A 16,748-nucleotide genomic window follows, 5' to 3' on the forward strand; every position below is an offset into this window, starting at 1 on the left:
AAGTTACATTCTAGCAGTGAGTAGACCATCAATAACTCTATATGCTTCTTTCGAGAGCCCAATCGCTTTCTCTAACGTGTCAACTGTTCTGCTGCCGTCAGCGAACTCTTCCATATGAAAGAGGCCGTGCCGATGCTTGCAGAAGAAGCTATAAGCCTCATTAAATGCTTTCACCATACCGGCGTGAGCAACCGAATTAGAGTAGTCTTCTTTTAGCTTAAAACCTTCTTGTGCTTTGTCAAAAAAATCTCCAAACCCATTCTTTGCATCAGCTACAGACATGTTGTAGCCAATCAGCTCCTCTTTTAATACACCCTCAAGCGCTCTCAGATCAGGATATACAAGCATAGAGTAATCTGGCAGTTGCGGTGCCGCGAGTTTAACGCAGCAACCTGAAATTAATAACCTTTGTACTAATCCGGGAAGTAGCTCGTAGCTGCGCGAAAAGAATTTTTTTAAATAGTCTTCTGCCATTTCTTTGCGAACTATCTCGGCAACTCCGTCGTCTTTCCTGCAGATTACTTGCTCAAGGCCGCCAATATCTAAAAGTTCTGAAAGCAAATAGACAATTCGGCGATAGCAGGAAAGTGGTTTTCCTTGAATCTGTAGTGTTCTGGTATTTCTATGATGAGTTATTACTAGTCGGTCCTGATGGGCTTTATTACAAATAGCTACCTGAAGCTTTTGAGCATCCTCATGGAGTTTTTCACATTCAATATCACCGGCCTCGCAAGCTTGGCTGAGGATTGATTCTATGTCACCAGAAGTAATTCCCTTGAGCGCTAGATTGACTTGCTCGAACTCGTTTGGATCAATCGTTGCTTTGAGGTGGTTTGCAAGCTCTTGCCCCAAGGGCTGATTTTTTCCGAGCATCCAATGAATAGTGGTTGTTCCATTTTTATTTAGATATAGATCAACTGTTGCAAAGTCACTGCCTGCTCTTCCAAATTCTGCACGTTTTCCCTTTGGTTGTTCCTTTAGCTGCCCTCCATCAAGTGTCAGCCCATTTTGTTCAATGAAAGCTTGGACATAAGAATTAAGATTCTCTCTGTTCAGATTAAGTTCCTTGTAATCAGACACTGGCGGCTCCTTTGTCATGTTTAATTTGTATTGGTCTATGTAACCCCAGTGTAACCCGAGGAAAGCGGCTTGAGTAAGTATGAATTGATTACGATTAAGCTCTTGCGTGAGGGTTACGAAGAAATGAACCCTTGAGTCGAAGCAAATCAAAAGCTACATTTTGTAACTTATTGAATTTTATAGTAAAAATGGTGGGCCCAGCTGGACTTGAACCAGCGACCTGCCGATTATGAGTCGGATGCTCTAACCAACTGAGCTATAGGCCCTTGAAACTCTTTTGCCCTTGACCCATTGATTATGAGTCGGATGCTCTAACCAACTGAGCTATAGGCCCCAAAGGAAACTGCAGAAACGCAGTGTGCGGCATTATAGTGAGTTGTGCTCTATGTGGCTAGGGTTAATTCTGTTGGATTTTTATCAAATTGTGATCAAAAAAAACCGCCAATCGGCGGTTTTTTTGTATTTGCGCTATTGTTGGCGTGAGCCTCTAATTACACACGGTGCCGGATACCGCGGGTGTAATTGCGGTTCCGTTTGGTTTGGTGCCTTGGAAGCCGAATTCGACCGATTGACCGGGTTGAATGGTTTTATTCCAATCCATATGGGTGGTGGTATAGGGGTTACTTCCTGTCATCACGCCATTCCACAGGTTGGTTATGCGGGTCGCGTTAATGTAGCTCCAGCTTACACTCCAGCCATTAATTGCAGTCGCGCTGGTGTTGGTAATTTTTATCGACGCAGTAAATCCGTTGCCCCAATCATTAGTGGTGGTGTAAACACATTTTCCAGTACTGGTCGCTCTGGACGAGCTTGAGGCACTTCTTGAGGTTGTAACGCTACTTGAGTTCCGTGACGAAACAGAAATGCTTGAGCGAATGGAAGAGCTGAGGGATGAACTGCGAACGCTGCTGGATGAGATGGAGCTGACCACGCTGTTTCTATCAATCTTGTCGAGCATGATTTGCGCATAGCGCCTGCCAAATTCGCGATAGGACGCGGTGGTGAAGTGATACACATCCATTCCCGGCAGGCCCATCGCTGAAACCACGTGGGCATTGCTGATTAATCCGGGCAACTTTCTAACCTCGGCATTGTGCCAGTGACAGCAAGATCCATAATCCGCATAGAGCAATTCGCCAGCGAGAAAAGGCACATCGCCAATACCAAGATCTCTACGCAAATCCGTAACGATTTCTTTGACCTGGTTTTTCCAATTCGGGTCGCTGGTGTCGCTCTCACCCTGATGGAAAATAATGCCTTTAATGACACCGGCTTGTTGAGCTTTTTTGGCCATGTCGAGTAGCCATGCATAGCCGCCGTTGAACTGTGTTGGAATGTTTTGGTTATTTCGACCTATAGGCGCCGATTTTTGGTACAGCTCAATTGGAGTACCGGAGACCGCAGCGGGAACTAATCCAATGGTGACAGAACTCGGCATGCCATCTGCCATGTTTTTTCCAAAATAATCACCAGGCCCCAGCCCGCTGTAGCATCGATTGAGTGGCGGTGATGCGACATACCAGTTGCCATAGGTGCGACCTAAATTGCCGCAGTTTAAGTCTGCCATTACTTTTACACGGGGATTTGTAACGCGATCCTGGTTTTCAATAGGGGCAGCGCCCTCCATGTTGGATTGGCCAAACATCAAGTAAATATGAAAATTTGGATCTGGCGCGGCAGAAACTTGAGTTGCCGCCATCGAGAGCAGCATCGGGAAAAGCAATTTTCCCAGCATATTATTTTTATTGAACATGGATAACTCCTTCATTGTTAAGTGGGGGGGATGGGTGTGTAGTCGTTATTTTTTGAACCACTAACTTCAAAGTTCGCGCGGATACTAGTCGCGGAAATGCCAAATGGCTTGATTGAATTGCAGGAATGCTTGATGGGTGCAGGAAGTTGAAGCTTTATTGTAAAAAGGAGAAGTGCAAATTTTGCGAGTGCTGATTTTGGGCGGCCACTCGACTTTGGTTGAGCATCAGGTTTTAATGAAGTGCATAAAATAAAACCCGCCGAAGCGGGTTTTATTGGGTGATGATCTATTAATCATCCAGGAAGCTGCGCAGGTGATCAGAGCGCGATGGGTGGCGCAATTTGCGCAACGCCTTGGCTTCGATCTGACGGATACGCTCGCGCGTTACATCAAATTGTTTGCCTACTTCTTCCAGGGTGTGGTCGGTGTGCATGTCGATACCAAAACGCATGCGCAGTACTTTGGCTTCACGCGCAGTAAGGCCTGCTAGCACTTCGCGAGTCGCTTCCATTAAGCCTTCCATTGTCGCTGATTCCACCGGAGAAATAATGGTGGTGTCTTCGATAAAATCGCCCAGATGCGAATCTTCATCGTCGCCGATTGGCGTTTCCATGGAGATGGGTTCTTTGGCAATTTTTAGCACTTTACGTACTTTGTCTTCCGGCATTTCCATGCGCTCGCCGAGTTCTTCCGGCGTAGGTTCACGACCCATTTCCTGCAGCATTTGACGTGATACGCGATTGAGTTTGTTGATGGTCTCAATCATGTGCACTGGAATACGGATAGTGCGCGCCTGATCGGCGATGGAGCGGGTGATCGCTTGGCGAATCCACCAAGTTGCATAAGTAGAAAATTTGTAGCCGCGACGGTATTCAAATTTATCCACTGCTTTCATCAAGCCGATGTTGCCTTCCTGAATCAGATCGAGGAATTGCAAACCGCGGTTGGTGTATTTTTTCGCGATCGAAATAACCAGACGCAAGTTGGCTTCAACCATTTCTTTTTTCGCGCGACGTGCACGCGCTTCACCAATCGACATGCGACGGTTGATATCTTTGATGCTGGCGAGACTCAAGCCGCTCTCTGCTTCGATCTGTGCAAGTTGCTGTTGTGCAGTTTGTACATCGGGCAATACACGTTCGAGTTTGTCTGCGTGCTCAACTTTACCTTTGAGGAATTCAGGCAACCAGGCATCGTTGGTTTCGTTGCCGGGAAATTCTTTGATAAAGGTTTTGCGTTGCATCTGGGCTCTGCGGGTGCACAGATCCATAATATGACGCTCTTGTCTGCGGACGTTGTCGAGCATCTCGCGCGCTTTGGTGTAGATGGGGTCGAATTGTTTGGTCGGCAATTTGAAGAATTTGAACAGATCGCCCAAGGCGGACAATTCTTTCTCTGCTTGCTTGCTGCCGTAGCCATATTTGGCGAGGGTTTTGTTCACTTTGTCTTGCTGCTTTTGCAGCTCTTCAAAGCGAACGCGCGCTTCTTCCGGATCTACACCGGAAACCGCTTCTTCTTCGTCTTCACTTGCAGCTTCTTCTTCGTCGTCATCGCCAGCAGGTTTTGCACCAGCAACAGCCACAGGGATTTCTTCAACTTCAGCAAGTGTTGCAGGAATGTCCTCCACCGGATCAAGCCAGCCAATAATGACGTCAGCAAGGCGGCGTTCTTCTTTGGCGACCAGTGCGTATTCGTCGAGCACTTGCTGTACGGCACCTGGCCAGTAGGCAACGGCGTGCATTAATTCGCGCACACCTTCTTCGATACGTTTGGCGATAACAATTTCGCCTTCGCGCGTCAGCAACTCAACCGTACCCATCTCGCGCATATACATACGCACGGGGTCGGTGGTGCGGCCGGTTTCCGTTTCTACGGCAACCAGTGCGGCGGCGGCTTCGGCAGCGGCGATTTCATCCGCAGCAGAGTCGCCATCGGTCATTAACAGGGTGTCGGCGTCGGGTGCTGTTTCATAGACGCGGATACCCATGTCGTTGATCATCTGGATGATGTCTTCGACCTGATCCGGATCAGAGATGTCTTCCGGCAGGTGATCGTTTACCTCGGCATAGGTCAGATAACCTTGCTCTTTACCGCGGGCGATCAGTTCTTTAATACGGGACTGTTGCTGTTGGACGTCTTCAGACATTCGAAACCCTATTTAAAACCTGATGAGTGAAATGCAAAGCCCGAAATTATACTCCACTTGTTTGTGTGGATTCTAGGCGATTGGGTGGTGAGGTAATATTCTTCAGCCAGATAGCACCAAATTGTGCATGTTTTGACCAGTTTTACGGTTTATGGTTGCACTTTTGTGGCCAGTGCGGCGCGCACCAGCTGATCGCGCTCTTCTTTGGTGAGTTGAGTTAAGTCGGCATTTTTGAGTTTTGCCAAGGATTCTGCCGTTTTTTTCTGCTTTTGTTGTTGGCGCAGTTTTTCCATGGCATCGCTAAATGCCGCTTGGGTGTCGTAATCGGCTTTGGCCGGTTTATCTTGTCGGCTTTGGGTTAGGGCATTTGCTGCTTGTAGCAAATCGTGCCCTGCAACGGCTGCCAGTCGTTCGGTATTTTCTGCACCGTAAATGCCGCGCCAGTAACCAATCAAATGCGAGAGGTTGTAGTGCGGCCGTTCATGCAACACCTTGAGCAAGCGACCGAGCATCAGGCAGTCGAGATCTGTTTCATCAGCCAGCCATTCCTCATAGTTGTGCTCAAGGTTCGCCAGTGTTGGATAGGTGAGCAGTAGTGCCAGGGCTTTGCGCACTGGCGGCATTAAATATTTGCTTGCCGCGCGCGCCTGCAATTCTGGCTGATAAGCCGTATTGATGGCTTTGCGTTGCGCGCGCGGCTCTTCATAAAATTCGTGATAATCCGTTGGTGGCAGCTCTTGCGGAAAATCGCCGTACTCCTCGTAAATTGCTAGCGGTGGGTGATCCCATTCCGGCTCATTTTTTCTCGGCAATACAACTTTTGGTATGGTTTCTTCTGGTTTGGCTGGTGCAGGCGGCACTACAAAAAGCGGTTGCATCTCGCCTTTGCTTTGCTGTTCCTGAATCAATTCCTGCAGGATGTTGCGATTGAGCCCAGTACGAGTTGCCAGGCTTTCAAACATCAATTCGCGGAATACACCTTTGGGTAAGCGTTCCAGTAGCGGCGCGGCACGCTTGCTAAAGGTGGCGCGGCCTTCCATGGTGCGGATGTTTAATCCCTCCGCCACTGCATCAAATAGGTAATCCTCAAACGGCACTGCCAGCTCGATCATGCGCTCGAATTTGTCCGGGCCGATCTGGCGCACCAGGGTGTCCGGATCTTCACCTTCGGGCAGGAACAGGAATTTCACGGTGCGGCCATCGGTCATGGTGTCGAGTGATGCTTCTAATGCTCGATGAGCGGCACTGCGTCCGGCTTTGTCACCGTCAAAACAGAACACCACCTCATTAGTGTATTTGAAGGCGCGATCGAGATGGTCTGGGCCGCAGGCGGTGCCCAGGGTTGCGACGCCGTAACCGATCCCGAATTGCGCGAGGCTGACCACATCCATATAGCCTTCAACCACCAGCAATCGCGGTAGCTCGCGATAGGCGAGGCGCGCCTCATAGAGTCCGTAAAGCTCGTGTCCTTTATGGAAGACTGGTGTCTCGGGCGAGTTGAGGTATTTGGGTTTGTCGTCACCTAGCACCCGTCCGCCGAAACCAATGACGCGCCCGCGGGTGTCGCGGATGGGGAACATAATGCGATGGCGGAAGCGATCGTAAAGTTTCTTTTCCTGCTCTTGATGAATCAGCATGCCGCCTTCGATCAGCAGGTGTTTGTCTTCATCATTGCGCGCGAGGCTTTTGAGTAAATTGTCCCAACCGGGTGGTGCAAAGCCGACACCATAGACTTTGGCGGTTTTGCCATCCAAACCACGATTTTTTAAATAATTTACTGCCAGGTGTTTACTGGGGTGATGGCGCAATTGCTGCTGATAAAAATTATCTGCTTTTTCCAGCAGGGTGTAGATACTGCGTTTTTCCTGCTCACGTTTTTCCTGCGCTTCGGTTTGCACCTCGCGCGGTACTTCCAATCCGGTCAGGCGAGCGAGTGATTCAACGGCTTCAGGGAAGCTGAGTCGCTCGTAATCCATCACAAAGCCCAGCGCATTGCCGCTCGCGCCGCAGCCGAAGCAGTAATAAAACTGTTTATCCGGGCTGACGGTGAAGGAGGGGGTTTTTTCGTCGTGGAAAGGGCAGCAGGCGCTGTAGTTTTTACCGGTTTTCCTGAGTTTAACGCGACTATCGACCACATCGACTATATCGAGGCGGTCGAGCATGTCATCAATAAAACTTTGTGGGATTAAACCGGCCATGAAATCGTCGCCTGGAGGGGATAGCTAGAAACTAGCAGCTGACGACTAATTGCTCAACTTGGCTTTAAGCAGCTTGCTCACTTCGCCCATATCAGCACGACCTTGTACCTGGGGTTTGATCAATGCCATTGCTTTACCCATATCGCGCGCCTCAGTCACAGCAGCGTCGGCTAATGCTTTGGTAACAATAGCATCAAGCTCGGCAGCGCTGAGTGCAGCGGGCAGATAGGCTTGAATTTCAGTGATTTCGTAAGCTTCTTGCTCGGCGAGCTCCGGGCGATTGGCGTTGCGATACTGTTGTTCGGAGTCGCGGCGCTGCTTGACCATTTTGTCGAGCACGACCAAGGCGCGGGCGTCATCAACTTCGATGCGCTCATCTACTTCGATTTTTTTAAATTCCGACATCACAAGACGCAAAACCGCGACACGCTCTTTTTCTTTAGCGCGCATCGCGGTCTTTAAGGCATCATTTATGCGGTCTTTTAGCGTTGGTTGACTCATGAATCACCGCTTATTGAGTAATCAATTTGGGTACAGGAGTGGAACGCACAACTCGTTAGTTGACAGATGCAAACAGGCTAACGAGCGGAACCGATCAAAACTAACTATTACTACCGACAGAGTCGGCGCAATAACTTAGTACAGACGGGTAAACTTTTTAGATTCGCGTTGTACCTTTTTAGCATGACGCTTAACAGCGGCAGCAGCATCACGCTTACGAACGGTAGTTGGCTTCTCGTAGCATTCGCGAGCGCGAACGTCAGCCAAAATGCCTGCTTTTTCGCAAGCGCGCTTGAAACGACGCAGAGCTACGTCAAAGGGTTCGTTTTCTTTAAGTTTTACTGAAGGCATGCTGTTACCTGTAATCAAAGAGAGCTAATAAATGATGTCTTGTGGATAGGCGCCAGAGTGTAAACACAGTGAAGTATCCGAGGGGTGCGGATTCTATACGCTTCTTATGGCAGCCGCAACCTTGCGCGCGTGAGAGTGCTGGGTTTTCGCGATGCCAGCCTTTATCATAGCCGCCCTGTGTTGGTGATCGCCCCTGAAAATAAGGGCGGCAAGAGGTTGGTTTATGCGTGTATTGGGTTTGGAAACGTCCTGTGATGAGACAGGGGTGGCAGTTTACGACAGTGAGCGCGGCTTGCTGGCGCATGTCCTGTATACCCAAATCGCACTGCACGCGGAGTATGGCGGTGTAGTGCCGGAACTTGCGTCGCGCGATCATGTGCGCAAATTGCTGCCGCTGATTAATGAGGTAATGGCCGCGAGTGGCTCTACTGCTGCCGATATAGATGGTATTGCATACACCTCGGGCCCAGGCCTTATCGGTGCCCTGATGGTCGGCGCGTCTATGGGGCGCTCACTGGCTTATGCATGGGATGTTCCGGCGATTGGCGTTCATCATATGGAGGGCCATTTGCTCGCTCCCATGCTGGAGGCCAATCCGCCTGCATATCCATTTGTGGCCTTGTTGGTATCGGGCGGTCACACCCAGTTGGTAAAAGTCGATGCGCTGGGTGAGTACGAATTGCTAGGCGAATCGATTGATGACGCGGCAGGCGAGGCGTTTGATAAAGCCGCCAAAATGCTCGATCTGGATTATCCCGGTGGCCCGCAAATCGCCAAACTTGCCGACCAAGGTAATGATGGTCGATTTAAATTCCCGCGCCCAATGGTAGATCGTCCCGGTTTGGATTTCAGTTTCAGCGGATTAAAAACCGCAACACTCACGACGGTTAATGCCAACAAACAAGCGAATGGTTTGCCCGATGACCAAACCTGCGCCGACATCGCCAATGCATTTCAAGCTGCCGTTGTTGATACGCTTGTGATCAAATGCAAGCGCGCACTAGAACAAACCGGCATGAAAACGCTTGTAATTGCCGGTGGCGTTTCGGCTAATAAAAAGTTGCGCGCTGATCTGGATGCAAGCCTCGCCAAAATTGGCGCAAAAGTATTTTATGCACGCCACGAATTCTGTACTGACAACGGCGCCATGATCGCCTACGCCGGTTGCCAGCGTTTGCTTGCGGGCCAACACGAAGGTCTCGCCATTAATGTCAAAGCGCGCTGGCCACTCAATACACTCTCTTCACTTTAAAAGAAGTTTTTATGGATATTGTCTACATCCGCGATTTGCGTATCGATACGATTATCGGCATTTACGATTGGGAGCGCGAAGTGCGCCAGACCGTGAGTATCGATCTGGAAATGGCGAGTGATATTCGCAAAGCCGCCGAGACTGACGATATCCAGTATGCGTTGAATTACAAAGCTGTCTCCAAACGCTTGATTGCCTACGTTGAAAACCGTAATGCGCTATTGGTGGAAACGCTGGCAGAAGAAATTGCGCAGGTGATTCGTACGGAATTTAATGTGCCCTGGTTGCGTTTGCGGTTAAGCAAACCGGGTGCAGTGCGCGGTGCGCGCGATGTGGGTTTGCTGATCGAGCGCGGGGCAAAACCCGAATGACGGCGATTTATTTAAGCTTGGGCAGTAATGTTGATCGCCATAACAATATTACGGCGGCGCTGGATGCGCTGGCGGAGTTGTTTGGTGAATTGCAAATATCGTCGGTTTACGAAAGTAAATCGGTCGGTTTTGATGGCAGCAACTTTTTTAATCTGGTTGTTGGCGCCAATACGGTTTTGTCGCTTATTGAATTATCGGAAACACTAAAACGCATTGAAGATAATAATGGCCGCAAGCGTAACGGGCCAAAGTTTAGCCCGCGAACTCTGGATATCGACATTTTGACCTACGGCGATTTCGTCGGGATTGAAAACGATATTGAATTACCGCGTGCCGAAATCACCAAAAATGCATTTGTACTTCTGCCGCTAGCTGAAATTGCGCCGGACGTTTTGCATCCGCAATTGCAAAAAAACTATCGTGATTTATGGTTGGAGTATGATCAGGCCTCACAGTCCCTGTGGGCGATTGATTTTAAGTGGAGTGGCAAGATTATTTCGGTCGCCTAGCTTTATAGCCACTTCTTAAACGCAACAATTCCAAACCCTGCTGCAATTACCAGCATTCCCCCGAGTGTATAAAAATAACCGTAGGGCATGTGCAGCTCGGGCATGTTGTCAAAATTCATCCCGTAAATTCCGGCGATAAAGGTAAGTGGCACAAAAATCGCGGTAATAACTGTCAGTACGCGCATGGTGTTGTTTAGCTGGTGCGAGCTGATTGATAAGTAGCCGTTGATTAGATCCCCGCAAATTTCATAGTACATGGTGCACAAGCCGTGCAGGCGTTCACAGCGCTCGAATAGATCCTGCAAGCCGTGTTCTATATCTCCGTCTTCGTCAATTAATCGCTGCGGAATATCTTTTAATAAATTGGTGACAAGTTTTTCGTGGTAGCTAAAAATCCGTTTGAGTTTGCGTAGTCGCGATTGATAACTGATTAATTCGCGCATAACTTCGTCGTTGGGTTTTTCTTGCATTGCATCTTCCAGCTCATTGAGTGAGGTTTCAAATGCAAGGATTGACTCCAAATAGCGCCCGACGGAAAAACGCATAATGCGCGACGCTAACAAGCCGGGGCTGACTAATAAATTCTCATGATGGGCATTTTCCCAATAATGCGTAACGCCCAATGAATGACGCGGATGGCAGCTAATCAGGCAGCGATCACCAGCAAAAAGTGCAATGGTCATTTGCTGTATGGTGAGGTCTTTATTAAATTCGGTGATGCCGCGATATAAAATTAAGGTGTAGTTATCGAATGTTTCCGTTTTAGGTGGGTGACGAAAACGCTGTACATCCTCGACTGCTAGCGGATGGCACTGCATAGATAACAAAAATTGCTTTTCTGCGTGCGGCTCTTCATTAATCAAATCTATCCAGATATAGCTGCCATAGTCGCATCGCCAGCGCTCAATTAATTCGGCATTACCTTCAATTCGTTCACCTGCTGCGGTTAATAATTGTGTTCTTATCATGCGTTTCTCATGGGTATAAAGACTAAATCGTAATCGTACGACCGCCATCGACGGTGAGTATTTGCCCGGTAATATAAGGGGATTGCGTCAAAAATAAAATTGTTCGCGCTATGTCCTGTGCTTGGCCGCGCTGCTGCAGTGGGATTTTGGCGAGCATTTTCTCTTTGTTGTCGTCCGACAATCGGTCTTCCGGTTTTTTGTGGCTATCATCTGGCCAGAGGATAGCGCCTGGTGCAATACCGTTCACACGTATCATTGGTGCCAGCTCTTGTGCCAATGTTTTGGTGAGCATCGCATTGCCCGCTTTGGCGATAGAATAAATGCTGTGTTTCTTGAGCGGCTTGTCCGCATAAATATCGGCAATGTTAATGATACAGCCGTGATATTCACCCAATTTTTTAGCGAGCGCTTGCGCAAGGAAAAACGGTGCTTTGAGATTGGAGTTAATTAACTGGTCCCAATCCTCTTCACTGGTTTCGCCAATAGGTGTGGGATAAAAACTGGAGGCATTGTTGACGAGTAAATCCAGGCGTTGCCAATGCTGCTGTGCTTGCATGGCGAGATTATTGATTTGCTCCATATTATTGAGGTCTGCAGCAATGCAGTATGCAGAATTTTCACGCTCTTCATTTAGTTCATTGGCAAGTTCTTTTGCCGCTTTATCCGACTGGTGATAGTGAATCACTACATTAAAATGCTCTTTGTGTAACTGCCGGGCGATTTCGGCACCTATGCGTTTGGCGGCACCGGTTACCAGTGCCACTTTGGTGGTGGTTGCGGGCATGTGCTTATCTCTCGATAACCGCTGCGTTACTTATAGGTGAGGTTATAGTTACGCTGGGGGTGGGGTTGAAATGCTGTTCTTCAATTGAACCAGATTTTGCAGGCGCTGGCGATTAACTTCATCACCAAATTCTTTGCCACTAAAACCGCCGCGCTGGATGGCGGTAATATCTACGGCTTGTGCTGCCTTGAACGCAGTGCGAAAAAAATCTGCCTGGGGGTAAGCGCGATTTTCAAAACCCGTACGTCCTCGTGCATCGGCCTCACAGCACAATAAAAATTGTTCAAAGCGTTCGGGGCGACGAAACGCATCATTGGATTGCAATACTTTTAATATCGTTGCCGGTTTTAATTCCAATGCGCGATGACAGTGGGTATGCCATTGCGCCACCATCATGGCCAGGTCTTTGTAATCTTTGGGGGCTGCGATACGTTCGCACAATTTTTTGACAAGCGGCAGGCTGCGATCTTCGTGGGCGATATGGCGCGGCCATTCATCGACCGGTGTCGCCGCTTTACCGAGATCATGCAAGAGCGTAGCAAAACGCACGCAGGTGCTGGGCGACAGTTTTACTGCTTGTTGCAGACTCATCAATGTATGGGTGCCGGTATCAATTTCCGGATGATGCACTGCCGTTTGTGGTACCCCAAAAAGTGCATCGATTTCAGGAAATAAACGCGTTAGTGCGTGGCACGCACGCAACACTTCAACAAAAATTTCAGGATGCGGTTCGCCAAGTGCGCGTTCAGTTTCTTTCCACACACGTTCCGCCACCAGATGATCTACCTCGCCGTTGGCGACCATGGTTTGCATTAATGCGATAGTTTCATCGGCTACGCGAAACCCTAATGTGTGATAGCGCGCAGCAAAACGGGCGATGCGCAGTATGCGCACCGGGTCTTCGGCAAAAGCGGGCGATACGTGGCGCAGGAGTCGGTCGGCGAGGTCCTGCTGACCGTTATAGGGGTCGATAATCTTGCCGTTATCATCTTCTGCCATGGCGTTGATGGTGAGGTCGCGGCGGATAAGGTCATCTTCCAGTGTCACTTCATCGCCACAGTAAAAACTGAAGCCGCCATAACCCTTGCCGGTTTTGCGCTCGGTACGGGCGAGCGCGTACTCCTCTTTAGTGTGCGGATGCAGAAAGACAGGGAAATCTTGACCTACTGGAGTGAATCCATTGGCGACCATTTGCGCGGGGCTACTGCCCACTACCACCCAATCTCGTTCAGTGACGGTGCGGCCTAATAATTTATCGCGGACAGCGCCGCCAACCAGATATGTTTTCATTTCGTTTGGTCATTACTTTTTTGCATTAAAAAGGAGGGCACGAGTATAGGGTAATTAATTGAATAAAAAAAATGCAAAAATGACTTGTGGCTGAACAGAAATTAAATTAACCTCGCTTCAGTTTTCAAAAACCTTATAACCTTAGATCAATTAATTATGTATCCAATTTATTCCGCCAAGCATATCGCCCGCGCACTACGACCAATGATTTGGTTTGTGGTCTGCGCGCGTTGCTTGGCGGAATTTGTTGATTAGTTGAATAATCGTTATAAACAAAGGCCGCAGCATAAAAACTGCGGCCTTTTTTTGTTTTCGGGTTTCAGTTTTTTTACTTTCAGTTTGCTGATTTTTACAGGCAGTCTTGCTGATTGTTTGCTGCGGTCATTCTCTCGTCAGTTGCTCATTGGGCAATAAGGAGTTATGCCGTGGCTGTGTTATTTGCGTATTTTTCGGTAGTGTTAATTTGGGCTACCACCCCACTCGCTATTCAATGGAGTAGCGATAGCCTGAGCTTTATCGCCGCCGCTGTGGCGCGCATGTCAATTGCGTTGGCGATTGCATTGCTCGTGCATGGATTACTGCGAAGATCCCTTGCTACCTATTGGCAGCACCGTCACATTTATTTTGCGGCGTCGATTGGTATTTTTCCCAACATGCCTGTTGTGTATTGGGGCGTGCAATTTATTCCATCGGGTTTAGTGGCGGTGATTTTTGCGATGTCACCTTTCGTCACGGGTTTGATGACCTTGTGGCTGCTAAAACAAAATCCTTTCACGTTCAGAAAAGTAGTTGCCTTGGTGTTGGCGCTCGCTGGTCTGGTTGTTATTTTTTATCACCAATTACAATTTAATATTCGCTCGGTATATGGCATCGTCAGCATTTTACTTTCCTGTGTATTGTTTAGTTTTAGCAGTGTGTGGGTAAAAAAATTAACCCAGCAGGAAACGGTGAGCCTTGATGCATTTCATCAAGCCAGCGGTGCACTACTTTTTTCGCTGCCGGGATTAGTGTTGAGTTGGTGGCTAATGGATGGCGCTGTACCGCAGCAAGTGTCGGTGAAATCCGGTGCATCGATTATTTATTTATCGATCATGGGGTCGTTAGTAGGAGCAGCGCTGTTCTTTTATATTTTGCAGCGAATGTCTGCGAGCGCGGTGTCGCTCATCACTTTGATGACACCGATATTGGCGATTGTGATTGGTAAGACCTTGGCGGATGAGGTTTTATCGTCGCAAACGTTAATCGGTGTGGCCATTGTGCTCTTTGCTTTGTTGCTCTATCTGCCTTGGTCATTCAGTGCTGCAGTGGCGTCGCTAAACGCATGGTTGCTGCGCAAGTTGACTGAGCCTTCATTGGAAGAGGGTGAAACCAGCGCGCAACAAGAACTGCAAAAGATTAAAGAGTACGTTATTCGCTTTAAATGAGTTGTTTTGGTGCGCGCCAGGGTGGCGCGCCGGGTTTTTATGCACCATGCTTGTGCTTGAGTCGGTTTTGTTTAGGGTATGCAATCTTGTATTCAACTCATAACACAATGATTTAAAAGACAAAAATAAAACTGGCGTGGTATCTGCAATATTGCGATCAAGCTAGTGTGAATTATCAATAGCTGCCTCAAAACTAACTAGTAAAGACCATTAAATAGAGGAAGAACTCATGAAGATGAAACAAAAATTAATCGCTGGTGCTATCGCTCTCTCTGCTATGGCGGGTTTTGCTGTTCCAGCGGCGCACGCTGAAGTTTCTGCAGCTGTTGGCGCGGCCAATATGTACTACTGGCGCGGTCTGGATTTGGGTGAAGGCGATCCACAAATTTGGGGTGACTTGAAAGTTAGCGGCGCTGGTTTCTATGGTGGTGTTTGGGCAGGTTCAGGTGATGCGGTGATGGGTCAGGAGTATGACCTTTATGTTGGTTACGGCAATGCTTTTGGTGATTTCAAATTTGATATCAGTGTTTGGTCATACAGCTACCCAAAACCAGCTAGCGCAACTGAAGTTGTGGATGGCGAAAGTATTGATGTGACGCCAGAGGCATTAAGTCCAGGTGACTTGGTTGAGGCGGTTGCAATGATTGGTTACGGCCCAATCGCATTCACCTATTATGAGAACCTGGAAGGCGCTGACGATTACAACTACATGACATTAGCCGGTACATTTGGTGCATTCACCGTTAAATACGGCGTTCATGAAGATGATTTGTCTCACGTTGATTTGACCTATGCCTACAACAGCAAGCTGAGCTTCACTGTTGGTAAAGTTGTGGACGATGTGGATGGCTCTTACAACGACGAAGCTAAATTCGTAGTGGGTCTCGCTTTACCAATCGAGTAAGTTTTAGCTGCCTAAAACTTGGCACCAAAAAGGCAAGCCTCGGCTTGCCTTTTTGCTATTAGTTACTTAATAAAATAATAATTATATGATTTAATAAAAGATTCTTTCCAAGCCCTTATGCTGTCGCCCGAACTCTGGTTCAATGCGTGCGCAATGGCTTACATCTTTATAAGGAATCTTGCATGTCCCGTTCTCCTATTCTTGTTACTGGCGGTGCCGGTTTTATCGGCAGCCATGTCTGCGTTGAGCTGATCAATAGCGGCTATTTGCCGGTGGTGGTCGATAACCTGTGCAATAGCAGTGCTGAATCACTCAAGCGTGTAGCCCAAATTACCGGTGTTGAGCCTCTGTTTTTTGAGGTGGATATCAATGATAAGGACGCCCTGCGCGATGTATTCCGCACTTACGAGATAGAGGCGGTAATGCACTTTGCCGGTTTGAAGGCGGTGGGGGAGTCCAACCAGATTCCGATGAAATACTACCGTTACAACGTGGCGGGTAGCCTATCGCTCACCGAGGTGATGGAAGAGTTCAAGGTGTGGAAGCTGATCTTCAGCTCCTCGGCCACCGTCTATGGTGATCCGGTGTCGGTACCTATCGAGGAGGATTTCGCTACCTCTGCCACCAATCCTTATGGTCGCAGCAAGCTGATTGTTGAGGAAATATTGACCGATATCGCCAAGGCGCCCAACAGCCAGTGGAATATCTCCCTGCTGCGCTACTTCAACCCGGTTGGGGCGCATGAAAGCGGTCTGATTGGCGAAGATCCAGCCGGAATCCCGAATAATTTGCTGCCGTACATAGCGCAGGTGGCAATTGGCAAACTCAAAGAATTAAGCGTATTTGGAGACGATTACCCCACGGTGGATGGCACTGGTGTGCGCGATTACATCCATGTGGTTGATCTCGCTCTCGGCCATGTCGCGGCGCTTAAGAAGTTGGATCGGGCCGGCAAAGGCTGCCGCGCCTACAATCTGGGTACCGGCTCTGGTTATTCGGTCTTGCAGATGGTCAAGGCATTTGAGCAGGCGAGTGGCCGCGCTGTGCCCTACAAAATTGTGCCGCGCCGAGCGGGGGATATCGCCAGCTGCTACGCCGATCCGATCAAGGCCAAAGCGGAGTTGGGTTGGACTGCAAAATACGATCTCGCGCGGATGATGAAAGATGCCTGGCGCTGGCAGTCGCAAAATCCCAATGGCTACAACAACTGATCGTTC

Annotated in this window: 15 protein-coding genes and 1 tRNA gene; 6 read left to right on the forward strand and 10 right to left on the reverse strand. The window is 48.7% G+C overall.

The features are described 5' to 3' along the window. Nucleotides 1-3: 3 nt before the first annotated feature. The 7 genes from B4E62_RS18080 to rpsU form a co-directional block, all read right to left on the reverse strand. Nucleotides 4-1,080, reverse strand: a complete 1,077-nt coding sequence (locus B4E62_RS18080; protein WP_331353043.1) for a type II toxin-antitoxin system RnlA family toxin — start codon at nt 1,078-1,080, stop codon at nt 4-6. A 189-nt stretch (nt 1,081-1,269) separates the two neighbouring features. Further along, a tRNA-Ile gene (locus B4E62_RS18085) sits at nt 1,270-1,346 on the reverse strand. A 221-nt stretch (nt 1,347-1,567) separates the two neighbouring features. Beyond that, nucleotides 1,568-2,833 carry a sialate O-acetylesterase gene (locus tag B4E62_RS18090; RefSeq protein ID WP_310067347.1) on the reverse strand — a complete coding sequence of 422 codons (1,266 nt, stop codon included), beginning with the start codon at nt 2,831-2,833 and terminating at the stop codon, nt 1,568-1,570. A 289-nt stretch (nt 2,834-3,122) separates the two neighbouring features. Continuing rightward, nucleotides 3,123-4,979: an RNA polymerase sigma factor RpoD gene (rpoD, locus tag B4E62_RS18095; RefSeq protein WP_310067343.1), complete on the reverse strand. Its 1,857-nt coding sequence runs from the start codon at nt 4,977-4,979 to the stop codon at nt 3,123-3,125. 149 nt (nt 4,980-5,128) lie between these two features. Beyond that, nucleotides 5,129-7,177, reverse strand: a complete 2,049-nt coding sequence (gene dnaG / locus B4E62_RS18100; RefSeq protein WP_331353044.1) for a DNA primase — start codon at nt 7,175-7,177, stop codon at nt 5,129-5,131. Between the two features lie 45 nt (nt 7,178-7,222). After that, complete coding sequence (locus B4E62_RS18105) at nt 7,223-7,678, reverse strand: GatB/YqeY domain-containing protein (protein ID WP_331353045.1); 456 nt, start codon at nt 7,676-7,678, stop codon at nt 7,223-7,225. A gap of 135 nt (nt 7,679-7,813) precedes the next feature. Further along, entirely contained in the window at nt 7,814-8,029 is a 216-nt protein-coding gene (gene rpsU / locus B4E62_RS18110) for a 30S ribosomal protein S21 (protein ID WP_084618192.1), read from the reverse strand. A 223-nt stretch (nt 8,030-8,252) separates the two neighbouring features. Between rpsU and tsaD the strand changes: the two genes are divergently transcribed. Genes tsaD through folK form a run of 3 tightly spaced genes read left to right on the forward strand, consistent with a single transcriptional unit; the run spans nt 8,253 to nt 10,161 of the window. Continuing rightward, nucleotides 8,253-9,281: a tRNA (adenosine(37)-N6)-threonylcarbamoyltransferase complex transferase subunit TsaD gene (tsaD, locus tag B4E62_RS18115; protein ID WP_331353046.1), complete on the forward strand. Its 1,029-nt coding sequence runs from the start codon at nt 8,253-8,255 to the stop codon at nt 9,279-9,281. 11 nt (nt 9,282-9,292) lie between these two features. Beyond that, entirely contained in the window at nt 9,293-9,652 is a 360-nt protein-coding gene (gene folB, locus B4E62_RS18120) for a dihydroneopterin aldolase (RefSeq protein ID WP_310067330.1), read from the forward strand. Then, nucleotides 9,649-10,161: a 2-amino-4-hydroxy-6-hydroxymethyldihydropteridine diphosphokinase gene (folK, locus tag B4E62_RS18125; RefSeq protein ID WP_331353047.1), complete on the forward strand. Its 513-nt coding sequence runs from the start codon at nt 9,649-9,651 to the stop codon at nt 10,159-10,161. The genes folB and folK overlap by 4 nt, the downstream gene beginning before the upstream one ends. 2 nt (nt 10,162-10,163) lie before the next feature. Here folK and B4E62_RS18130 read toward each other — a convergent pair whose 3' ends face one another. The 3 genes from B4E62_RS18130 to B4E62_RS18140 are packed head-to-tail and all read right to left on the reverse strand — an operon-like array spanning nt 10,164 to nt 13,203. Continuing rightward, nucleotides 10,164-11,129, reverse strand: coding sequence for a magnesium transporter CorA family protein (locus B4E62_RS18130; RefSeq protein ID WP_331353048.1), 966 nt, complete (start codon nt 11,127-11,129; stop codon nt 10,164-10,166). A gap of 22 nt (nt 11,130-11,151) precedes the next feature. Further along, nucleotides 11,152-11,913, reverse strand: a complete 762-nt coding sequence (locus B4E62_RS18135; protein ID WP_331353049.1) for a pteridine reductase — start codon at nt 11,911-11,913, stop codon at nt 11,152-11,154. 48 nt (nt 11,914-11,961) lie between these two features. Then, complete coding sequence (locus B4E62_RS18140) at nt 11,962-13,203, reverse strand: multifunctional CCA addition/repair protein (protein WP_331353050.1); 1,242 nt, start codon at nt 13,201-13,203, stop codon at nt 11,962-11,964. Nucleotides 13,204-13,628: 425 nt separating this feature from the next. On the opposite strand from B4E62_RS18140, the gene B4E62_RS18145 reads away from it, so the two are divergent. From B4E62_RS18145 to galE, 3 genes are all read left to right on the forward strand, one after another. Continuing rightward, a complete protein-coding gene (locus tag B4E62_RS18145; protein WP_331353051.1) occupies nt 13,629-14,627 on the forward strand; it encodes a DMT family transporter in 999 nt (332 codons plus the stop codon). A 229-nt stretch (nt 14,628-14,856) separates the two neighbouring features. Continuing rightward, complete coding sequence (locus B4E62_RS18150; protein ID WP_331353052.1) at nt 14,857-15,531, forward strand: TorF family putative porin; 675 nt, start codon at nt 14,857-14,859, stop codon at nt 15,529-15,531. Between the two features lie 182 nt (nt 15,532-15,713). Continuing rightward, complete coding sequence (galE, locus tag B4E62_RS18155; RefSeq protein ID WP_310067312.1) at nt 15,714-16,742, forward strand: UDP-glucose 4-epimerase GalE; 1,029 nt, start codon at nt 15,714-15,716, stop codon at nt 16,740-16,742. The last annotated feature ends 6 nt before the right edge of the window (nt 16,743-16,748 follow it).

This window comes from Cellvibrio sp. UBA7671 (genome assembly GCA_002483145.1).
In the GTDB taxonomy this organism is placed as follows: domain Bacteria; phylum Pseudomonadota; class Gammaproteobacteria; order Pseudomonadales; family Cellvibrionaceae; genus Cellvibrio; species Cellvibrio fibrivorans.